Annotated in this window: 18 protein-coding genes and 2 pseudogenes; 4 read left to right on the top strand and 16 right to left on the bottom strand. The window is 60.0% G+C overall.

Features of this window, described 5'->3' with window-relative positions; all coding sequences use genetic code 11:
• Nucleotides 1–122: 122 nt before the first annotated feature.
• From AC0QSG_RS14705 to AC0QSG_RS14670, 8 genes are all read right to left on the bottom strand, one after another.
• Nucleotides 123–986: an aldo/keto reductase gene (locus AC0QSG_RS14705; RefSeq protein WP_475375949.1), complete on the bottom strand. Its 864-nt coding sequence runs from the start codon at nt 984–986 to the stop codon at nt 123–125.
• Entirely contained in the window at nt 976–2226 is a 1251-nt protein-coding gene (locus AC0QSG_RS14700; RefSeq protein ID WP_475375948.1) for an MFS transporter, read from the bottom strand. The genes AC0QSG_RS14705 and AC0QSG_RS14700 overlap by 11 nt, the downstream gene beginning before the upstream one ends.
• Before the next feature lie 62 nt (nt 2227–2288).
• Nucleotides 2289–2945, bottom strand: coding sequence for an N-carbamoylsarcosine amidohydrolase (locus tag AC0QSG_RS14695; RefSeq protein WP_475375947.1), 657 nt, complete (start codon nt 2943–2945; stop codon nt 2289–2291).
• A 74-nt stretch (nt 2946–3019) separates the two neighbouring features.
• Nucleotides 3020–3814, bottom strand: a complete 795-nt coding sequence (locus AC0QSG_RS14690) for an ABC transporter permease (protein ID WP_475375946.1) — start codon at nt 3812–3814, stop codon at nt 3020–3022.
• Complete coding sequence (locus tag AC0QSG_RS14685) at nt 3811–4584, bottom strand: ABC transporter permease (RefSeq protein WP_015062002.1); 774 nt, start codon at nt 4582–4584, stop codon at nt 3811–3813. The genes AC0QSG_RS14690 and AC0QSG_RS14685 overlap by 4 nt, the downstream gene beginning before the upstream one ends.
• Before the next feature lie 23 nt (nt 4585–4607).
• Nucleotides 4608–5435: an ABC transporter ATP-binding protein gene (locus AC0QSG_RS14680; protein ID WP_015062003.1), complete on the bottom strand. Its 828-nt coding sequence runs from the start codon at nt 5433–5435 to the stop codon at nt 4608–4610.
• On the bottom strand, nt 5432–6436 hold the full coding sequence (locus AC0QSG_RS14675; RefSeq protein WP_475375945.1) for an ABC transporter substrate-binding protein: 1005 nt from the start codon (nt 6434–6436) through the stop codon (nt 5432–5434). Before AC0QSG_RS14675 ends, AC0QSG_RS14680 begins: the two co-directional genes overlap by 4 nt.
• Before the next feature lie 357 nt (nt 6437–6793).
• Nucleotides 6794–7636: an IclR family transcriptional regulator gene (locus AC0QSG_RS14670; protein ID WP_475375944.1), complete on the bottom strand. Its 843-nt coding sequence runs from the start codon at nt 7634–7636 to the stop codon at nt 6794–6796.
• Between the two features lie 176 nt (nt 7637–7812).
• On the opposite strand from AC0QSG_RS14670, the gene AC0QSG_RS14665 reads away from it, so the two are divergent.
• Both AC0QSG_RS14665 and AC0QSG_RS14660 read left to right on the top strand, forming a co-directional pair.
• Entirely contained in the window at nt 7813–8631 is an 819-nt protein-coding gene (locus tag AC0QSG_RS14665) for a maleate cis-trans isomerase family protein (RefSeq protein ID WP_475375943.1), read from the top strand.
• A gap of 12 nt (nt 8632–8643) precedes the next feature.
• On the top strand, nt 8644–10035 hold the full coding sequence (locus AC0QSG_RS14660) for an SLC13 family permease (RefSeq protein ID WP_475375942.1): 1392 nt from the start codon (nt 8644–8646) through the stop codon (nt 10033–10035).
• 36 nt (nt 10036–10071) lie between these two features.
• On the opposite strand, the pseudogene AC0QSG_RS14655 reads toward AC0QSG_RS14660, so the two are convergent.
• From AC0QSG_RS14655 to AC0QSG_RS14645, 3 genes and pseudogenes are all read right to left on the bottom strand, one after another.
• Nucleotides 10072–10251, bottom strand: a pseudogene (locus AC0QSG_RS14655) (hypothetical protein); the annotation flags it as partial.
• Between the two features lie 127 nt (nt 10252–10378).
• Entirely contained in the window at nt 10379–10858 is a 480-nt protein-coding gene (locus AC0QSG_RS14650; RefSeq protein ID WP_475375941.1) for a hypothetical protein, read from the bottom strand.
• 5 nt (nt 10859–10863) lie between these two features.
• Nucleotides 10864–11361, bottom strand: coding sequence for a hypothetical protein (locus tag AC0QSG_RS14645; protein ID WP_475375940.1), 498 nt, complete (start codon nt 11359–11361; stop codon nt 10864–10866).
• Between the two features lie 487 nt (nt 11362–11848).
• Between AC0QSG_RS14645 and AC0QSG_RS14640 the strand changes: the two genes are divergently transcribed.
• Nucleotides 11849–12421: a recombinase family protein gene (locus AC0QSG_RS14640; protein ID WP_271395996.1), complete on the top strand. Its 573-nt coding sequence runs from the start codon at nt 11849–11851 to the stop codon at nt 12419–12421.
• A 78-nt stretch (nt 12422–12499) separates the two neighbouring features.
• Entirely contained in the window at nt 12500–15466 is a 2967-nt protein-coding gene (locus tag AC0QSG_RS14635) for a Tn3 family transposase (protein WP_475375939.1), read from the top strand.
• 32 nt (nt 15467–15498) lie between these two features.
• On the opposite strand, the pseudogene AC0QSG_RS14630 reads toward AC0QSG_RS14635, so the two are convergent.
• The 5 genes and pseudogenes from AC0QSG_RS14630 to AC0QSG_RS14610 form a co-directional block, all read right to left on the bottom strand.
• Nucleotides 15499–15855: pseudogene (locus tag AC0QSG_RS14630) on the bottom strand (F420-dependent methylene-tetrahydromethanopterin reductase); the annotation flags it as partial.
• Entirely contained in the window at nt 15852–17327 is a 1476-nt protein-coding gene (locus AC0QSG_RS14625; RefSeq protein ID WP_182609713.1) for an LLM class flavin-dependent oxidoreductase, read from the bottom strand. The gene AC0QSG_RS14625 and the pseudogene AC0QSG_RS14630, both read right to left, overlap by 4 nt.
• 99 nt (nt 17328–17426) lie before the next feature.
• Complete coding sequence (locus AC0QSG_RS14620) at nt 17427–18383, bottom strand: carbohydrate ABC transporter permease (protein WP_182609714.1); 957 nt, start codon at nt 18381–18383, stop codon at nt 17427–17429.
• A gap of 30 nt (nt 18384–18413) precedes the next feature.
• Nucleotides 18414–19214: a carbohydrate ABC transporter permease gene (locus AC0QSG_RS14615; RefSeq protein ID WP_347238302.1), complete on the bottom strand. Its 801-nt coding sequence runs from the start codon at nt 19212–19214 to the stop codon at nt 18414–18416.
• 282 nt (nt 19215–19496) lie between these two features.
• Nucleotides 19497–20420, bottom strand: a complete 924-nt coding sequence (locus AC0QSG_RS14610; RefSeq protein WP_182609715.1) for a phosphodiesterase — start codon at nt 20418–20420, stop codon at nt 19497–19499.
• Between the last annotated feature and the right edge of the window lie 20 nt (nt 20421–20440).

The following is a 20440-nucleotide window of genomic DNA, read 5'->3' as shown; positions in this document are numbered from 1 at the left end:
GTCTCCTTCGTTGGGCCCGCATGTTTCTCTGTGTTGCAGAGAAGGATTCTGTAATCAAGAGGATGACGCAAAATGTGAGGTTCGTCAACCCCTGTCGATTCCGTGAAGAAGCATCGTCGGAATCAATGGCCGTTTTCAGGCAGATCAGAGTCGCGTGCGGCTCCCTCGCCCTTGTCCAATTGCCGAATCGAGGCCATCTCGTCGGCGCTGAGCGAGAAATCGAACACGGACAGGTTTTCGGTGAGCCAGAGCGGGTCTGACGCCTGCGGGATGGGCACAATGTCCTGTTGGACATGCCATCGCAGCAGGATCTGGGCTGGTGACTTATTCAGGCGCTGAGCGATCTCGATGATGATGGGGTGCGCCCGCAGGCCGGAGGACCGACCGATAGGACTCCAGGCTTCAGTGACAGTTCCCAATAGCCGGTGAACGGCGCGCGGCTCTGTCCGCGCAATATCGGGACTCAGTTGTATTTGGTTCACGTCCGGAACCACTCCGGTTGCATCGATGATTTCTTTCAAGTGGAAAGGTTTGAAGTTTGAAACACCGATGGCTTTCACGCGGCCTTCCTCCAATAACTTCACGAGTCCCTTCCACGCGTCCACGTACTTGCCCAGGGCAGGCACGGGCCAGTGGCACATAAACATGTCCAAATGGTCGAGGCCGAGTTTTCGCAGGCTCTCGTCGTAGGCCCGCTGCACTCCATCGATGCTGTGGGACTCCTTGTTGAACTTGCTGGATATGAACAACTCGGACCGTGGGACGCCCGCAGTGCAGATCCCGCGGCCGACCGCTTCTTCGTTCCTGTACTGGAACGCTGTGTCAACCAGCCGGTAGCCGCTCTGCACTGCGACACGTACCGCAGCTTCGCACTCGTCCTCCAGCATCGGCCAGGTACCCAGGCCTAAGCGTGGGATGGAGTGCCCATGCAGCAACCTCAGCCGGGGAGTCTCCGAAGCAGTCGTATCAATCGGTTCAGTTCTCATCGGATACCTCTTTCTGTGGAGCTTCCAGCTGATCTTGTTGGCGTGGCCTGCCCGGAGCGGATTGCGGTGGCCGGGATTGCTTGGGGAGATCTTTTCTGGGGTTACCCCTCGCTGCCGGAAGGGTGATGAGGACACCGGCCGTGACCAGCGCTGCGGCAACCGGGATCACGCTGACCAGCAGAGCCATCACGCACGGTGTAAGAAAGAGCGCCGCCGCCCGCACGGTGCCGGTCAGCGCAAGTGCATCCCCGCGATCTTCGGGATGGACTTCATCGGCAGCTAACGCTGGCCCGACCGTTTGGAGGATCCCAGCACCAACGCCAGATACAGTAAGGGCGACGGCGGCGGCAACTGCCACGCCGGCCAGTGGCCCCGCCGCAGCTAAACCAACCCCGGCGGCCAGGAGGCCGGTGAGAAGGGAGATTCTGTTTCCACGTTTGCGCAGCCAGCTTCCGCACAGACTTCCGGCCAGAACGGCCGAGTTGGCTAGGGACACCAAGATGCCGATGACAGTGACCGATTGTCCGGCGAAGGAAAGCACGATGGGAACGTAGGAGTCCAGGAGACTCTTCCAGGCACCCGCTCCAGCGTTCATCCAGCAGGCGGCATCAACCCCCGGTCGCCGCCAAAGCCCTCCAGCGAAAATTCCATCGTTGGAATGGTCCGGAGCAAATATCGGAAGTTTTTTTAGAAGGACTACAGGAATGACGGCCGCCGCTCCTGCCACTGACGCCACTATCAGCGGCAGCGGGGCAGAAACTTCCCATAGATAACCGGCAAGTGCAGGCCCCATCAGCGCTCCCAACCCCGCGGCGAGATTGACATCAGTCAATCCCTTAACGGACGAGCTAGACGTGCGGACAGCGTGCGTCTGGCTGCTGGTCCAGAACAAGGCGCGAGCCGAACCCTGGACCAGCTGTGACACAGCGAAAACCGCCAGCGCATGCGACACCGCGATAAGGGCGCAGGAGACCGCGATCATGAGCGCCGCATACGCAAGGAGCGTTTTATCTGGAACCCTGCGCATCAGCGCGCCCAGAAATACGCGCGTCACCAACTGCGAAACAGCCGCCAGTGCAACAATCATTCCGACCTCGACCGTGCCGTACCCTGCAGCGATCGCCAGTATCGGCACGATCACTGCCGAGGTTCCCAGAGCGAACGAGAACAATACCGTTGCGATAATGCTCAGGATTCTGTCAGTCCTTGACGATCCCAGGATCTGGTCTTCGTTGGGCATGCCGCTATTGCGTCCGTGTGCGGTTAGGGCGCTGGCATGCCGGCCTCTTTGGCGCCTTGTTCCTAACCGCGCACATGTTCGAGATAGGTGTTTGCCTCGTCCAGGCCAACAACATCGCCGTATTTGTTATCGATGTCGAAAAGGCTGGCGAGGTGCGGCAGTTCGGCTCGGTCACCGACCCCCTCTTCGACCACAACGGTGTGGAATCCATAGGAACAGGAATCCACAGCCGTGGCCCGGACGCATCCGCTGGTGGTACAGCCAACAATGAGCAACGTATCGATACCCCTGGACACAAGTCGCGCGGCAAGGTCAGTACCAAAAAAGCAGGATGCGTACTTCTTCACGAGCAGCATCTCATTGCTTTGACGGTCGAGCCTATCGTCAAGCTCCACCCATTCGCTTCCTTCAATCAGCCAGCTATTGGACGGAATTTTTTGAATCCACTTGCCGGCTTCCTGCAGGTCTGCATCGTAAGCAACGGTCGAAAAGATCACCGGGACGGTCGCGGCCCGAGCCCTGGCGAGAAGTTCCTGAGTCGCTTCAAGCTGTTCGTCGAGATCCCCGGCCAATGGGGACCTCGAATCCGTGAATCCGCGGATCATGTCAATCACCAAAAGCGCCGGCCGGCTTCCGAAGCCGATCCTCCCGCCCAGTCCTTTTTCTTTGAACTCGGACCTTAACTTTTGGTATTCCTCTCGGGCGGCAGTCGCGGACATGCTTTCCTCTTTCTTAGACCGTTCAGTTGTCAGACACCCGCATGTGCGGGCGTACAGGCCCCCTGGGCGAAGGGCTAAAGCTTGTTGCCCAACCGTCGTTCGACTGCCCACAGCACCAGGTTCCCGGCCAGGGCGATTGCAGCGAGGAGCACGATGATGCCGTACATTGTCGGCAGGTCCAGCATGCCGTAGGCGCGCAGCGCCAAGAGTCCAAGTCCGGCGCGAGCAGCGAAGAATTCCGCGATGATCACGTTGATGAACGCGATGCTGAAGCCGATACGGATGCCCACCATGAGCGAGGGTGCCATGGCCGGAATGTATATCTTGGTCACGGTCTGCAGCGGGGACAGGCTAAGCGAGCGTGCCAGCTTAGGCAGAAGCGGGTTGATGGCACGGACGCCTGCGGTTGTCGAGACCATGATGGGAAATACCGCAGCCAGTGCCGCCATTGCAGACTGTGCTCCGACGCCTACTCCAAAAATCTGCAGAAGAATGGGAAAGAAGATTACGCGCGGGATGGCGAAGGCGCCTGCGACGAGGGGGTCGAATACAGCACCGAGAAACTTGCTCCGCCCGATGGCGTAGCCCAACGGAAAGCCTATGGCAGCGGCAATAAGGAACCCGATAGCCACTGCCTGCAGAGTGGCGTTGAGGTGCCGGTAGATGGAGCCGTCGGCGAAACGTTCCACCAGCGCGTTAAGCGAGTCAGTGGGTGAAGCGACGAGGTCACTCATGGTAGACAGCAACGCCCAGAGGAGCACCAAAGCTACCAACACGGCCACGCGCCATACGTTGTCTCGGATGACCCTGGCTCTGTCCGCGCTTTGCTGAGTGATAATTCCCGAGGGAATCGTTAGATCGGTACTCACAGCATGTCCCTTCTAATGCGTTTCTCCAGCCAGGTAAGCACGCTGTTCACCAACACACTCAGGACGATGACGACAGCGATATAGGCCCACATGTCAGCGGTATTAAGTTCCCGGTAGTAGAAGCCGGCCCGGAAACCAACTCCTTGGGATGCGAGGATAAACTCCATGGCAACGGTGCCGATCACGGCGTAGATAAATCCGAGTTTCACGCCCGGAAAAATCAGTGGCGTCGCCGCCGGAAAAAGAACCTTCAAGTAATACTGCCGCGGGGAGGCGCTGACAGAATTTGCGAGCTTATGAAGAATCGGCTTGATTGCATTCAAAGCAACCATCGTGGTCAGCGCAATTGGAATCAGGGACATCGACGCAGCTATAACAATAATTGGTCCCGCATTGAGTCCCATCACGGCCAGAAGAACCGGGTAAAACAACAAAGTGGGCATTGCATAGCCGGTCACGATAAATGGCTCAAGGATGCGCCCCGCAGCCGGTACCCGCCATAGGAAGACCCCAAGCGGGACTCCCAGCACAAGTCCGATGGTGAACGACACCAGGATCGTAGTCAGAGTCCGGGCAACATCCTGGCCAAACCTGTCCGTGGGGACGATCTCGGCCAGTCGAATCAGGATTTCTGATGGTGGCACCATCAGCGACTGGCTCACCATGCCTGTTCTGGTGGTGACTTCAAGAACGGCCACAATCGCCACAATAATCGCCCAGCGCACTAGCGATGCACGCGGTACGAGAGCTGCTTTTTGCTTCTCCTGCACAGCCGGGGGCTTTTCCTTAACGTTCACGCCAACCGCGCCCCTGGTCCCAGCGTCTTCTCAGCCTCAACCTTCACCAGCTCCCACAGATGGTCTTCCAATTCACGGAACCTGGGCAGCGTGTGTGTTCCTTCTGGTCGTGGCCGCGGAAGATCGATGGTTACCACTTCCTTGACGACGGAGGGCCTTGCTGACATGACCCAGACCTCATCGGAGAGGTAAACGGCTTCCTGGATATCGTGGGTGATGAACAGCACGCGATTGCGTGTTTTCTCCCAGATGCGCAGCAATTCCCGGCCGATGAATTGCCTGGTCTGCTGGTCCAGAGCGCCGAAGGGCTCATCCATAAGAAGGACGCGCGGCTCCATTGCCAAAGCCCGGGCAATAGCAACACGCTGCTTCATTCCACCGGAAAGCTGGCCCGGCCGGTGGTCCTCAAAACCGCTGAGCCCAACGAGTTCAATCATTCGGCGTGCACTCTCGTACCGCTCAGCTTTCGGGACGCCTTTGACCTCAAGGCCGAAAGCGACATTGTCCAGTACCGTGCGCCAGTGCAGGGTGGAGTCCTCTTGAAACACCATCGCAGTGTCCCGCCGGGGACCTGTCACAGTCTCACCGTTGATACTGACCGTGCCCTTGGTGGGCTTGAGCAGGCCTCCGACCATGTCAAGCAACGTGCTTTTCCCGCAGCCACTGGGCCCGATGACGGAAACAAACTTCCCCTCCGGTATGACTCCCGAAACATTAGCGACGGCCTGGGTAACTCCCGTATTGGTACCGAAAGTCATCCCAATATTGTCGAAAACGACGTCACTGTCGTGCCCCACTGTATCGATCGGAAATATTTGGCTCATGAAAGGAAGTTCCTCATAACGATGGCATCCATGTCAGGTTCTTTCGTGATCTGACCCTGTTCTTTACCGGCGGCGACCACAGCGGCCAACTGGGCATCAGTAAAGTCCAGGCTGTAGAAATTCTGCGAGTTCTTAAGCGCCTCGAGTGCAACCTCGGGCTTGTAACCGATAGCCTTTCCGTAGACCTCGGCGGCCTTTTCCAGGTCGTTCGTGATCAGGTCCATCGCCTTCTTGAGAGCCCGGCCCCAACCCTTCAGCGCATCAGTATTTTCATCGATGAACGATCCGGTAGCCACGAGACAAGTGTCCGACCAATCCTTTACATAGTCGCGGGAACGCCAGATCACCTTTGCTCCGCTTTCCGACGCGATTTTCTCAGAGAGCGGCGACGCCGTCCACGCCACGTCAACGACATTCTGGGAGACGGCAGTCCAGGAATCGCTCGCTGAGCCGACGCTAATAAGCTCCACGTCCTTACCGGGAATTATGCCGGCCGCTCGCAGCGTGCGGTCTGCAAAATACGAGGAGTTCGATCCGGGTGTGCTCACTGCTACTTTTTTGCCCCTCACGTCCTCAATGGAAGTGATTGGAGAACCCGGCAACGCAATGAAGTCGACAGAAGCCGCCGTATAGACGTTACCGAAGATTCTTACGTCCATACCCTTCTCGGCCGCGATGAAGACCGGAATAGTGGACGACGTACCGAAACCAATCCCCGACTCGATCCCTCGAACTGTGTCAAGCCCGCCGGGGAACTGAATATGCTCGAGGGTCAGCCCTTCCTCCTCGTAATAACCCTCAGACTGAGCAATGAAGAAGGGGGCGGAGTGGATAAGACTGGCTAGACCGGTAATTGCTACGTCACCCGAATATCCCGCCTTACCCCCACCGCTGCCGGCCCCGTCCTGGCTGCAGGCCGTCAACCCTCCGAGAAATAAAGTCCCACCAGCAGCGGCCGTAATCTTGATGAATCCGCGACGGCCTATTTGTTCAAAACTCATTCGGTTCTCCCTCGTCCTTGTGTCAGATCCGTGGTCTCAGTGAAACACATCACCTTCCCGCTGTCCAGATCTATCTTCTGCTCAGCAGAGCCCCTGCGCTTTGCAGTAACCCCCTCCACGCTCGCCCTGCTGGCCACATCAAAACATTCAGGCGGAACCCCGCCTCATAAGCTGTCGGCGGGGGCCGCGGCGCTCAAGAGCCCTCCATTGCTAGGTCAAGGAGTCGATCCAGCAGGTTTGCTGTTCGCTCCCCTTGCCATTCAAACCACCGCCGGCCACGGGTAGCCTTGAGTTTTATGTACTGGCGTTAGTCGTCAACCGGTGGCAGAAGGCCGAATAGAAGGGTTGAGGCCGTATTTAGGTTTTCGATGTGTCGTGTGCGTGAATGCGGGATTGCGTCCCTTGTGGCTCTGGCTGCGGTTCCATATGGATGCCGTCATACCCGAGAGCACGGCTGGCTTCCAGGCCTGCTCGGGCCACCACGGGTCCCAGCCGTTCGACGTCAGCAGGTCCGATCCGCTGGGTGGGAAATCCTAGGCCGATGGCGCAGGCGAGCCGGCCTTCATGGTCGAACACGGGCGCGCTGATGGAACCCACGTCCTCGTTCCGTTCGCCGAAAGCGGCATAGAACCCCTGCTCCCGGGCAACGGCCGCCTGCTTCCGGAGCAGCTTCAAGGTGGCCGGCGTGCCGGGGGTAAAACTGTCGAGGCCGGGCTCATCCAGGGCCTCCCACGCCTCGGGGTCGAACGCGAGAAAAATCTTGCCGGGCGCTCCGGCATGTAGCGGCATCACCATGCCCACCATGAACGGCCGCATCACCACGTGGCGCGTCTCGGCCACGGCAATGATGGTGCGGAACGCCCCATCGCGGACATACAGGCAGGCCGTTTCACCGGTCTCATCGCGCAACTGCTGCAAAACCGGTTTCACCAACCGGACCACGTCCAGCCCGAACGTCCCGGGGGTAGCCCAGCGCACCAGCCCGATGCCGATCCGGTACCGGTCGCCGTCGCGGTCCAGGAAGCCCTCCCGCAGCATGTTCTGCACCAGCCGCTGGCAGGTGCTGGACGGCAGGCCCGTCTTCCGGATGATCTGCTGCAGCGTCGGCTCCGGGTCTTGGACCGAGAAACAGTCCAGGATTTCCGCCACCTTGTGCAGGACCAGCAGGGGTGAGGCCCCAGCGCCTGGTTCCGTCGCCACTGTTTGTATGTCCCTTCAACTACTTTCCGCAAGCAGCCTCCAGCTTAGTGAGCCGGAAGCGGACCTTGAGAACGTGATCTATTTGACATCCTACCGGCGTGACCCACATCATGGGAACAGAACCCACCTTGTGGGTCGCATCCCCTAAAGCCCCAGCACAACGACGTGGAGAAACCATGAGCATCCCCGAAATCACCTGCGAAACCGCTCCGGAACCCAAGCGCCCCGGCTCCTCCCGGGTGGGACTGATCGTTCCCAGCTCCAACACCACCATGGAGACCGAACTGCCGGAGCTGTTCCGCCGCCAGAGCGAAGCAACCGGCCACAAATACACGTTCCACTCCGCCCGCGCGGGCATGAAGAAGGTCACCCGGGAAGAGCTGCTGGCCATGGTGGGCAAGGCAGCGGGCTGTGCCGAGGCAGTCTCCGACGCCGACGTGGACGTCATCGCCTACGCGTGCCTGGTTGCCGTCATGGCTCAGGGCCCCGAAGCCCATGTCGGTTCGGAGAAAGTCATCGCAGAGGCCGCCGCCGGCAACGGGCACCCTGCCCCGGTCACCAGCAGCGCCGGCGCCCTGGTACGCACTCTGCAGGAAATCGGGGCACGTAAGGTGGCCATGATCACCCCCTACATGAAGCCGCTTACCCAGATGGTGGTGGACTACATCGAAGGATCCGGCATCACAGTGCTGGACGCCATTAGCCTCGAGGTGGCCGACAACCTCGAGGTCGGTTGCCTGGACCCGCAGAACCTGCCCGCGCTTGCCCGCAGCCTGAAGCGCGAAGGCGCAGACGCCGTCGTACTTTCCGCCTGCGTCCAGATGCCCTCTCTCGCTGCCGTCCAGACAGTGGAGGACGAGCTCGGACTGCCGGTCATCACCGCGGCCACCGCCACCACGTACGAGATCCTCAAGGCGCTCGGTCACCAGCCGGCCATCACCGGTGCTGGCAGCCTGCTGTCCGGCGCCGGTGTCCTCTCCCCCGCGAACGGCTAGGCGGCCGGCACCATGTCCCTGTCAATCATCGCGTTCCTTGTCCTGGTGGCGGCTTTCGCCATCGGTTCCTTCACCAAGATCAACGCCGGCCTGCTCGCCACCGTCGCCGCGTTCGGAGTCGGAACTCTCCTGGTAGGCATGCCCATCAAGGACGTCATCGGCCAGTTCCCTGCCGGACTGTTCTTCATTCTGGTCGGCGCGACCCTCCTCTTCGCCATTGTGCGGATCAACGGGACCATCGACCTGCTGGCCTACTGGGCCGAACGGCTCGCCGGTGACCGGAAAATCCTGGTCCCCATCCTGATGTTCCTGCTGACGGCCGCTCTGGCTTCGGCCGGCGCGTTCACCCCCGCCGCCATCGCGATCGTTGCCCCGGTGGGCCTGGCGCTGGGCATGCGGTTCGGCATCAGCACCCTGGCTATGGGCCTGGTCATCGTCCAAGGCGCCAACGCCGGCGCATTCTCCCCGGTCAACCCCTTCGGCGTACTGGCCAACAAGATGCTGGACGGCGCCGGCGCCTCGGACGGATCCTTCAAGCTCTACGCTTACTGCTTCGTCTTCAACGCCATCCTGGGCGCCATCGCCTACGTCCTGATCCAGGCGATCATGAAGCGCCGCGCCGCCAAGGCGGACGCACGCCATTCAGCAGATCAGGCCGATGGCGCCACGCACGACGGCGGCGCTGCCGCTCCCGCCGAAAGCAGCGTGTCGGTTCCGTCGGGCCCGGGTACCAGCGTGCTCACCGCCCCCGCGCACACTTCCGTGACGGCAGGAACCACCACCAGGACCGGCCCCGAAAAAGTGGCCGCAACCCCCATGCGCATCCTCACCCTGGTGGGCATCGGCGCCCTGCTGGTACTGACCACCGTCCTGGGCATGGACGTCGGCGTCGCTTCACTGGTCATTGCCACCGTGCTGATCGTCCTGGATTCGGGCGTCCAGAAACCGGCAGTGGAAAGCATGCCATGGTCCGCCATCATCCTGGTCACCGGCATCGTCACCTACGTGGGCATGCTGGAAGAGATGGGTGCTCTGAAGGAACTGGAGGCAGGCATCGCCGGGCTCGGCAACAGCTCCCTTGCCGCCCTGATCACCAGCTACGTGGTGGCCATCGTCTCTGCATTCGCCTCCACCACGGGCACCCTAGGTGTCATCAGCCCAGTGGTCGAGCCGATCGCCATGGATCCGCTCCTCACCCCGATTGGTGTGGTTACGGCCATCGCCATCAGCTCCTCGGTGGTTGACGTGAGCCCGATGTCCACCAGCGGTGCGCTGCTCATGGCCAGCGCACAGCCCAAGGACGAGCGGATGTTCTTCCGGGCGCTGCTGGTGTGGGCCATTGCGATGATCGCCGTGGTGCCGCTCCTCGTGTGGTTCGTGTTCGTGCAGCTCGGCCTGGGCTAACCAGGGGTGGCTTGTGAAAAAGGGGAATATCCGACGCTAAGGTCTTCTCGAGCGCCGTAGTGGTCTGTATTTGCCTGGTTTGATCTTGTTGGTGCGTGGCAAGGAGTAGTCGCGGGTGAAGTTGATGTGTTCACATCCCAGGGGTGCGAGGAACCGCAGCAGGTCAGGGTCAGTGGCGTTGCCCTCCTGATTCAAGGTGGTGATGGTGCGGTCGAGAAGGTGTTAAGGAAGTTCCACCACTTCACCGGACACTGTCGAATCCATTCTGCATGGATGGGAGTTGATGGTCAGAGATGATTTGCGACCATCTCTGACCATCAATTTCCTGCCATCATTGCCGGTACTAGGGCGAATTCAAGAGTCTCGATAGTTCTGGAGAGTATTCAGTGAGATAGGGGAGCTGTCGGAGCTGCTCGGCGTTTACAGAAACTCCGAGAGCACGGAGTAGTAGCGAATATTCGTGCCACGAGCGTAGCGCTCCGACGTCTTCGGTTTCTCCCTCGTCCGGGAGTAGTCCCCCTTCGAGGTGACTAAGCAATTCCTGCTGTGACAAACCAACATCTTTGTCACCTTCGGCATCCCAAGCTACAGTGATTCCGCGATCCCACCGAATGGAAATGCGTGTCCCATCGGACATTTCAACAAACTCATCGATTTCGACGGGGAAGTACATCCGTCCAGGTCGAGTCTGATGGTTGGACCCCGTGTCGCACCACGCGCCGACTGCGGTAATGACGGCTGCTGAGTCGATAGGCCCGGCAGGCCATTTCGGATGTCGTTCATCGTAGCCGAATGGCATGTAAGTCACGTCGTCAAAGTCCATATCGATCACCTTGGGGAGCAAGCAAGGTTTCTCGTGCCTAAGGTATCCCAGCCGGCAGGGTCTACCTTCCATTCCAAGTCAACATCAACCAGATTGCGCCAACCCACGATTTTGGTCGATGCGCAGGCCACGCGGACGTTGGCCCGCCTTGCGGTTCCTGGTTTGATTGAAGTTGCGATGCTTGTTTTCTCAGTCACCCAGCCGCATCCGACGACCAGCACGCACCCCCATGCTTGCAACCTTGTTTTGACCTTTGCTTTTTCAGAGCACCCATTGTTAACGACGATCTCCCACCACCCGTGAGAGGACACCTCACCCCTCGTTACATGCGGATCATCGCCACCATGTTTGTATTGGCATTTTCCTGCAGTCTTCACAGCACCGGTGGCAAAGGGTTTGATCTCTACAGGGGCCGGTCCGAATTCAACGTCGGAAAGGCTGGCGCCGGTCAATGTCAATTCACCAGTTGAGATATTCAGTGTGGCCTGATCGGAATAACTCACCCCGCCCCCGCTTGTCTCAGGAGCATTGGATGCATAAGCGGTGGTTGGCACAAGTAGTCCAGCAATCAACGCAGTGACGCCTATTAGACCCCATGATTTAGTCTTTTTCTCATCACATTATCCCATTTCTAAACCTGTGTGATCTATTAAATATTAGGCCACCCTAGCATGAGGGTACTGTAAAAAACACGAAAATTAATCGGTGTTTGTCAAAATGGCGAGTGAAGCAGCGGATCGAAGGCAGCCTAAGGTTCTTTTGGCTAATCCACAGGAAGTAGGAAGCCAATTACGTATTCTTGGTCTGATCAGGGGCAACCTATGATTGCTTCGAATATCCGACGCTAAGCAGATGCGCGTCCAGTAACGATCGTTCTCGAGACACTCTTCTTCCGGATTCTTGGCCCGCGGATTCCCGCGGCAAATTTTGTAACGCTTGCCGTGTACGCGGCAATGTAACGCTCAACCGGGTTGGTGATACATTTTGGTGATGCGAATCGGATACGGGCGTGTCTCAACACGCGATCAGCACCCCGAAGCCCAACACGATGCCCTGCGCGCGGCCGGGTGCGAGCAGGTGTTCCTCGACACCGCCTCGGGGAAACTCGCCCGCAGGCCCGAACTCGACAAGGCACTGCTCTCGGCCAACCGGTCCGGCGATCAGCTCGTTGTCACGAAGCTGGACCGGCTCGGGCGGTCGCTGGAAAACCTCATAGACCTGTCCAAGACGCTGCAGGAGCGCGGCGTCGACCTGGTGGTCCTGGATCAGGGCATCGACACCTCCTCACCCGCCGGACGGATGTTTTTTCAGATCATCGGCTCGATCGCCGAGTTCGAGCACGCGCTGATGTCCGAACGAACTCGCGACGGGCTGGCCGCCGCCCGGGCACGCGGACGGACCGGTGGGCAGAAACCAAAGCTCGGTCCCCGCCAGGTCAAGCTGGCAAGGGAAATGTATGAGGAAAAGGATGCCGACGGGAAACGTGCCCATACCGTCGAGCACATCGCCCAGGAATTCGGCGTCAGCCGTCCCACCATCTACCGGCACCTGACCAAACCATGACTCGCGGGCATGGTGCTCCGCAGCAGCACCAGGACAAGTCCGTAGATTGCGGCCTTCCAACTAACAAGGATTTCTGACATGGCCCTGCGTTCCCTGCTCACGACTGCCGAACGCGGCCAAGTCCTTGAAATCCCCACCGGCACCGAGGACCTGGCTGCCCACTACACACTCAGCGAAGCGGACATGTCGTTGATTCGCCAACGCCGCGCAGATGCCAACCGGTTGGGCTTTGCCATCCAGCTCTGTCTGCTTCGGCACCCGGGTATCGCACTGACCGACGACACCGAAGTACCCACTGAAATGATCGAATGGCTTGCGGCCCGCCTGGCCATCCCGGCCGAGGCCTGGGACGAATATGGGACACGTGGGGAAACGCGGCAGGAACACGGTAGAGAGATCCGTGCGTATCTGGGCATGTCCGCGTTCGGAATCGCGGAGTTTCGCCAGCTCGTGCAACACGTGGGCGAGGTTGCCGCGCAAACAGACAAGGGCATTGTCTTGGTCGAAGGCGCGCGGGACTTCCTGCGCTCAAGGAAGATCGCCTCACCCGGGGTCGGGATCATCGAAAGGGCCTGCGCGCAGGCCCTGACCCGGGCGAACCGGCGAATCCACGCCATCTTAGGCGACCAACTCTCCCCAGAGCACCGAGGCCGTCTGGATGGTTTGTTGCGTCGCCGCACCGATAGTTCCCTGACCGAAATCGGCTGGCTGCGGCAGGCACCACTGCGGCCCAACGCACGGGCGATGAATGAGCATATCGACCGGCTCACGGCCTGGCGTGCGCTTTGCCTTCCCTGGGACGCCGGCAAACTGGTGCATCGGAACAGGTTGCTGAAGTTGGCTCGCGAGGGTGCCTCGATGACCGCGGCGGATCTGGCCAAGTTTGAACATGGGCGCCGGTACGCGACCCTGTTCGCGATGTCTGTGGAAAGCATGGCAACGGTCACCGACGAAATCATCGATCTGCACGACCGAATTATTGGCCGGATCATTCGCACCGCCCGGAACAAACAAAACCAGAACACCCTGGCCTCCCGTGCCACCGTCGCAGCCATGATGCGCCTGCACTCCAAGCTCGGCGATGCCCTGATCGCAGCCAAGGATAACGGCGAGGACCCCTTCGCTGCGATCGACACAGCCATCGGCTGGGAACCCTTGATCGATAGCATTGCCCAAGCCAAGGAACTGACCCGGCCCGCACTCGAAGACCACCTCGCCCTCGTCAGCGCCCACTTCACCACTCTGCGCCGCTACACCCCGGCATTTCTTGCCGTCCTTGACCTCCAGGCAGCCCCCGCCGCGCAAGACCTACTGGCCGCGATCAAGGTCATCCGCACCATGAACACCTCCGGTGCCCGAAAGGTCCCCGAAGATGCACCCACGTCGTTCATCCGGTCCCGGTGGAAGCCTCTGGTTTTCGCCGAGAACGGCACCGACCGTGGATTCTACGAGTTTTGCGCCCTTGCGGAGCTCAAGAATGCGCTGCGGTCCGGAGACATGTGGGTCACCGGTTCCCGGCAGTTCCGCGACTTCGATGACTATCTGCTGGCTGGCTCCGACTACACGCTGATGAAGAGTGCCGGGGAACTGCCCCTGGTCACGACCGATGGCGGCGAAGAGTATCTCAAAGGCCGTCTTGCCCTGCTCAGTGAACGTCTGAACCAAGTCAACGCTCTGGCTTCCCGTGATGAACTGGCCGGGGTACTGATCACCGCCAGCGGCGTGAAGATCACCCCGCTCGAGACGATCGTGCCACAACACGCGCAGCCCCTGATCGATCAGGCCAGCGCCATGTTCCCGCGGATCCGAATCACCGACCTGTTGATGGAAGTCGATGGCTGGACGGGCTTCACCCGCCACTTCACCAACCTCAAATCTGGCCAACCTTCCAAGGACAAGCAGCTCCTGCTCACCGCAATCCTGGCCGACGGAATCAACCTCGGCCTGACCAAGATGTCCGAGTCATGCACCGGCGTCACCTACGCCCAATTGGACCGCCAGCAGGCTTCCCATATCCGAGATGAAACCTACAGCGCCGCCCTGGCCGTGCTGGTCAATACCCAGCACGCACATTCGTTCGCAGCACACTGGGGCGATGGCACCACCTCGTCCTCGGACGGGCAACGCTTCCGCGCCGGCAGCCATGCCGAATCCACCGGGCATGTGAACCCGAAATACGGTGCCGAACCCGGACGGATGATCTACACGCACGTCTCAGACAAATACTCGCCCTTCCACAGCAAACTCATCAATGTCGGGGACCGCGACGCGACCTACGTCTTGGACGGGCTGCTGTATCACGAGTCCGACCTGACCATTCAGGAGCATTACACCGACACCGCAGGGTTCACCGACCACCTCTTCGCCCTCATGCACTTACTTGGATACCGGTTCGCACCCCGGATCCGCAACATCGGCGACACCCGCCTCTACACACCCACCAATGATCCTGTGTTGTCGACGTTGGCGCCGTTGGTCGGCGGCACCATCAACACGCAGACCATCACCGCGCACTGGGATGAAATCCTCCGCCTGGCGACATCCATCAAGACCGGCACCGTGACCGCCTCCTTGATGATGCGCAAACTCGGCGCCTATCCACGCCAGAACGGACTCGCCACCGCACTGCGGGAACTGGGCAAACTGGAACGAACTCTCTTCCTGCTGGATTGGCTCCAAGATCCCGACCTGCGCCGCAAGGTCACGGCCGGGTTGAACAAGGGCGAGGCCAGGAACACCCTGGCCCGGGCGGTTTTCTTCAACCGTCTTGGAGAGATCCGCGACCGATCCTTCGAGCAGCAGCGCTACCGCGCCTCGGGGCTGAATCTTCTCACCGCGGCCATCGTTCTCTGGAACACGGTCTACCTTGACCGCACCATCGCCACCTTGAATCAGGAGGGCAACGCCACGGACCCTGAGCTGCTGCGGTTCCTCTCACCCCTGGGATGGGAACACATCAACCTCACCGGCGATTACACCTGGCCACGCACCAACAAGATCAAACCCGGCAGATACAGGCCACTACGGCGCTCGACAAAACCTTAGCGTCGGATATTTTACTTTTTCACAAGCCACCCCTCGTATGGCTCATTGAACGTGCTCGAGAGAGTTCCGACAACGCCAATATGTTCCGTGACCGATGCCATCGCTGCGAGAATCGGCAGAGTGGCAGGTCGCCCCGCGACGTCGAGGTCGTGAATCTCACCGCCGTGTTCGCGCATGCGCAGCCCTTCAGCGAGAAAGACATAGTCGAAAAACCCGCGTTCGGCGGTCTGAGCGAAGCGCCGGAAAGATTCGAAGTCGATCTGGCTGCCCGACTGCGGGTCGCTCCAAACAGTCTGGCTATTGACGCCCGGGAAGTGAGCAACCAGGTGCACCTGTCGTTTGCCGCCTTGCTTCTGACCGTGACCGTGATCCTGATTTGTTGCGCTCATGCTGCGACCTCCTGATGTTGTGCTGCTGCATTGGTTGCATTGGCTGCATTGGCTGCATATCTATTGAGGGCTGCGCCGAGCCCGAAACGCTCGCGCAGCGATAGCTGAGTACCCTGCGACTCGACGTCATGAACCGAATCAGAATCAGAAGCAGAAGCAGAAGCAGAAGCGGAGTGCGAGACTATGTTCGCGAGCCCCCGACGGCGTAGCTCAGGCAGCAGCTCGTCTGCGATCACACGCACATCAAATGGCTGGGCCAGCGGGCGCAAACGGATGCCCTCGATGCCCACGTCTCGCCACTCGGCTATAACGTCGGCGATCTGCGCTGCTGTGCCGGTCGCCACACGGGCATCACCCTCGAGCCGCGGGCCGACTGCGTCGAGTCTCGCGATGCGCGCGGCACCAGTTTCGGTAGCTTTCGTTACAGCGGCGCCAGTTTCAGGGGCACCGGTTACAGAGGCACCGTCGAACGCCACAATGAGATCGGCGACGATGCGCAAGGGCGCAAGGCCTCCTTGACGTTGTTCGCCTTCAAGCCCTTCTGTGCGCCCCCTGGCAGCCGTATCCTCAGCCTTGCGCACAGCAGCCACGATCTCTGCGGCAGTGCGCCCGTACGAGGCCCCGCCACGGGCGCTCTGCGGTTCCGGGGTCACGAAGACAACATCCGCCGCCTCGGCAGCAAGCCGGTAGACGGCATCGGAATGCGCGAGCAGGGTGACGGGCGGTCGGCCCTGCGGCGAGCGCGGCACAATCGAGGGGCCTGCGATTGAGAACCGCTCGCTTTCGAATCGCACGTGGTGCAGTTGGTCCCTGTCGAGAAAACGACCGGTGTGAGTGTCCCTGATAATGGCGTTGTCTTCCCAACTATCCCAGAGCCTGCTCGCGACCTCTGCTACGTCGGCGGCTTCAGCGAGTAGTTCGTTCAGGCCTGCATCGTCATCACCCGCAAGCACCGCGGCAGTATCGACATCGGGCGCAGCGCGACGACCGAATGCGGTGGACTCAGCCTCGCTCGGTGAGATGCGCAACTGCCAGCCGGCGCGACCCGCCGAGACGTGGTCGAGTGTTTGCAACGCTGTTGCGACGTGGAAGGGCTCAGTGTGAGTCGTGGTGACGGTGGGGATGAGGCCAATACTGTGAGTGAGCGGGGCGATCCAGCTGAGCAGCAGCAGGGCGTCCAGGCGGCCTGCCACACGGTCTGTGAACGGATACGGTGCAGCGGTGCCAAACGATTCGGGACCGTGAGGTTCGCGGTGCAAGCCCACATGCTGCAGCGCCAGTGAGTCATCGACGCTGACGTAGTCAGCGCCGGCGTCGTCGAGCACGCCGATCAGGCGCTGCCAGTGGTCAGGTGCGAATAGCGTGTGGGGGTCGGCATCATGTTCGCGCCAGGCTGCGGGATGAACGCCGGCGCCGTCGAGAGCGACGCCGACGGTGAAATGCGATGCAACGGAGTGGGTTGTGTGAGGCATGGGGTCGAGGCTATGACGAAATTTGCGGCTTGCCCAGCACGCCTGAAACATTCAGTAACGTAATGTGTGCCATTACCATTCGTTACATTGAGGCAAGTCCTATTTCAACCCCGAACGCACGAAGGCATCAACTACATAGCGCTGTAAGAAGATGTAAATCAATAGGATCGGCAGACAAGCCATGGCGCTCGCAGCCATCACCGCACCCCAGTTGTTGCCTTCAGCCCCGAGGAAGCCGCGAATGCCCACCTGAATAAGCGCGTCCCCCTGCTGCATGATGAGCGCTGGCCAGAGGTATTCATTCCAAGCGCTGATAAACAGCATGATGCCGAGAGCCGCGAGGGCCGGGCGCAAGTTCGGCACCACGACTTCCCACAGTGTGCGCCACGGGCCACGACCATCCATATCCGATGCCTCGAGCAGTTCGCGCGGAAATGATTCGAGATGTTGACGCAGCAACATCACCGCAAATGCGGCGGCGAGCTGCGGGATCATGACTCCAATCACCGTGTTCAAGAGCCCCATCTGCGAGATCAACACATAGTTCGGGATCATCGTCACCTGGAATGGCACAAGCCACGAACCGACGAACAGCAGAAACAGGATCTTCTGCCCCCGAAACGACCAGCGCGCGAAACCATATGAGGCCAAGAGCGCGATAAACAGCTGACCGACCGCAAGCCCGAGTGCCATCCCGAAGGTGTTGGCGAGCATGCCGATGATCGGGATAGTGCTCCACACGTATTCGAAGTTCTCGAGACTGAACGGACCGGGCAGCGGGTTCGACGAGAGCATCTGATCAGCAGGCCGGAACGCCGTGACGAACATCCAGTAGATCGGAAAAACTGAGATGATCGCGAGCACCGTGAGTAATATGAATGCCGGAACTTTGCCGATGCGGCGGCGGGTACGGACCCGCGAGAGTGCCTTTGATGCGGCCCGGGCCGCATCAAAGCGACTCTGCCCGGTGTTCTTCTGCGCCGCGTCAGCCTTCCCCGGTTTGGTCGCGCCCTGCAGGGTGGCGTCGTGCTGCGAAGCGACAAGCGTGAACGTCATGCGTGAATCCTTTGTGTCGAGTGCGGGGGCTCAGTTGTCGTGAAAGCTCAGTCGTTCTGAGAGCTCGACAAAGAGGAGCGCAATGAGACCAAACACAATAAAGAAGAGTGTGCCGGCCGCGGCCGCGAGCCCCGCATCAAAGTTGCGGAAACCGAACTGGTAGAGCAAGTAATAGATGTTTGTGGACGAGTTACTCGGGCCGCCCTGCGTGACGAGGTCAATGATCGGAAAGGTCCACTGCGCCGAAAGCAAGATCGTCATGAGGCCCAAGAACACCAATGAGGGCGAGAGCAGCGGCAGCGTGATCCGCCAGGTGATTTGTCGTTCAGTCGCACCGTCAGTGGCGGCAGCATGTCCGTAGTCAGGGCTAATTCCGGCGAGTCCCGCAGAAACCACAAGCACACCAAAGCCGAGCATCTGCCAGCCGACAATCACAATGATGGCCAGCATTGACGAGTCAGGGTCTCGAAAGACATTGCCCATCTCAATACCGAGTGTGCGCGCGATGGCAGGTATCGTGCCGCCTTCTGGTGCAAACATCCAGCGCCAGATCGCGCTTGTGGCGACCGGTGTCACCAGGAACGGTACGAAGATGAGCGCCTGGTAGATAGTCTTTGCCCGACCCGCAACCCGGCGGGCAATCAACGCAAATACGACGGGCAGCGCCACTGAAAGTAATAGGAAGGCGCTGATGTAGATCACCGTGTTCCAGAGCGCCTGATGCAGTTCAGGCAGACTCAACACGGTCGCATAATTTTCCAACCCAACCGGAATCTTCGGCTGGGTCGGAATGAGGTTCCAGTCGTAAAACGACAGCTCGAAGGTCTGCACGAGTGGAGCATACGTCCACACGATGAGCAGCACGACGGCTGGGAGCACATAGAGGTAAGGGGTGATCGTGAAGCGCTCTGTGCGAGCGGGGCGACGTCGCTTAACCGGACGTGCCCTGCCCTTCACTGGCGCAGATACCCTGTCTGGTACGACACGGGTTTCGGGCGAAAGCTGGGGTTCTAGTACCTCGGTGAACAACCGTAGATCCGTTCTGCTGGAAAATGGGGCCTGCGGGGATCCGGGGCCGTGCTGAACTTCCGCACGGCCCCGGAAGCCAGGAGACTAAGCGAATTCAGGCTCTACGGAAGCGGAAGCCCCCACGCCCTTCGTCATCGCTGCGCTCGCTTCCTCTGGTGGCAGCGAAACCAAAGCCTGCATCTGATCAGCACTCACCTCATACACGGTTGAGAACTCGCCGATCGGAACAACCGTGTGCATGACACGGTCGCCGTACACATGCACGAGGTTGAACCCTTGTGCGCCGTCCTGACCACGCATACCACCGGGTTCCACATTCAGATCCTGCGTGTAGCAAGTCGCAGAAGCAACAGACACGGGCACACCGCCGATCTCACTGAAGGTGTTGAAGTGGAGATGCCCACCGAGCACCGCGCGCACATCAGTGCCGCGAATTGCCTCGGCAAACCGCGCCTGTTCGCGCAGCTCGACAAATGCGTTCGGTTCGATAAGCGACGGCACTGGAGGGTGGTGCAGCGCAATCACCGAGCCATGAGGCGCGGGGGTTGCCAACACATCGGCCAGCCAAGCGTACTGCTCATCTGATATCTCACCGTGGTGGTGGCCCGGCACCGTCGAGTCGAGCGCGATAACGCGCAGACCATTCACGTCAGTAACTGTGTCGACACTCTTCTCGCCCGCATCAGAGTCAAGCAGCACCTTACGAAACGGGGTGCGGGTGTCGTGGTTACCCATAACCCAAATCACCTGCGCGCCGATCTGTGCTGCTGCAGGTTCGACAATGGCACGCAGACGCTCGTAGGCGTCGGTGTCGCCCGTGTCAGCGAGGTCGCCGGTAAAGACGATCGCCTCAGGGCGAGCCTTACTGCGTGAAAAATCCTCGAACAGACGGGCGAGGTTCGCGTCACTATCGATTGAGCCGTGCAATCTATCGGCGCCGCCGACGAAGTGCGTGTCACTGATGTGCAGAATGAAGTGTTCGACTGGGGGATGCTGTGTAGCAGTCATGTCAGTGCCTTTCGGTGTTC

Source organism: Arthrobacter sp. LT660 (assembly GCF_056172845.1).
Note: the sequence above shows the minus strand (reverse complement) of the source record. Positions and strands in the feature narration are given on the sequence as shown.

What these genes read in the sequence shown, in the direction of transcription:
- AC0QSG_RS14680 (WP_015062003.1), bottom strand. Translation starts at nt 5,435, where the DNA reads ATGAGCCAAATATTTCCGATCGATACAGTGGGGCACGACAGTGACGTC.
- AC0QSG_RS14610 (WP_182609715.1), bottom strand. Translation starts at nt 20,420, where the DNA reads ATGACTGCTACACAGCATCCCCCAGTCGAACACTTCATTCTGCACATC.
- AC0QSG_RS14665 (WP_475375943.1), top strand. Translation starts at nt 7,813, where the DNA reads ATGAGCATCCCCGAAATCACCTGCGAAACCGCTCCGGAACCCAAGCGC.
- AC0QSG_RS14620 (WP_182609714.1), bottom strand. Translation starts at nt 18,383, where the DNA reads ATGACGTTCACGCTTGTCGCTTCGCAGCACGACGCCACCCTGCAGGGC.
- AC0QSG_RS14625 (WP_182609713.1), bottom strand. Translation starts at nt 17,327, where the DNA reads ATGCCTCACACAACCCACTCCGTTGCATCGCATTTCACCGTCGGCGTC.
- AC0QSG_RS14700 (WP_475375948.1), bottom strand. Translation starts at nt 2,226, where the DNA reads ATGCCCAACGAAGACCAGATCCTGGGATCGTCAAGGACTGACAGAATC.
- AC0QSG_RS14695 (WP_475375947.1), bottom strand. Translation starts at nt 2,945, where the DNA reads ATGTCCGCGACTGCCGCCCGAGAGGAATACCAAAAGTTAAGGTCCGAG.
- AC0QSG_RS14650 (WP_475375941.1), bottom strand. Translation starts at nt 10,858, where the DNA reads ATGGACTTTGACGACGTGACTTACATGCCATTCGGCTACGATGAACGA.
- AC0QSG_RS14705 (WP_475375949.1), bottom strand. Translation starts at nt 986, where the DNA reads ATGAGAACTGAACCGATTGATACGACTGCTTCGGAGACTCCCCGGCTG.
- AC0QSG_RS14660 (WP_475375942.1), top strand. Translation starts at nt 8,644, where the DNA reads ATGTCCCTGTCAATCATCGCGTTCCTTGTCCTGGTGGCGGCTTTCGCC.
- AC0QSG_RS14640 (WP_271395996.1), top strand. Translation starts at nt 11,849, where the DNA reads ATGCGAATCGGATACGGGCGTGTCTCAACACGCGATCAGCACCCCGAA.
- AC0QSG_RS14675 (WP_475375945.1), bottom strand. Translation starts at nt 6,436, where the DNA reads ATGAGTTTTGAACAAATAGGCCGTCGCGGATTCATCAAGATTACGGCC.
- AC0QSG_RS14635 (WP_475375939.1), top strand. Translation starts at nt 12,500, where the DNA reads ATGGCCCTGCGTTCCCTGCTCACGACTGCCGAACGCGGCCAAGTCCTT.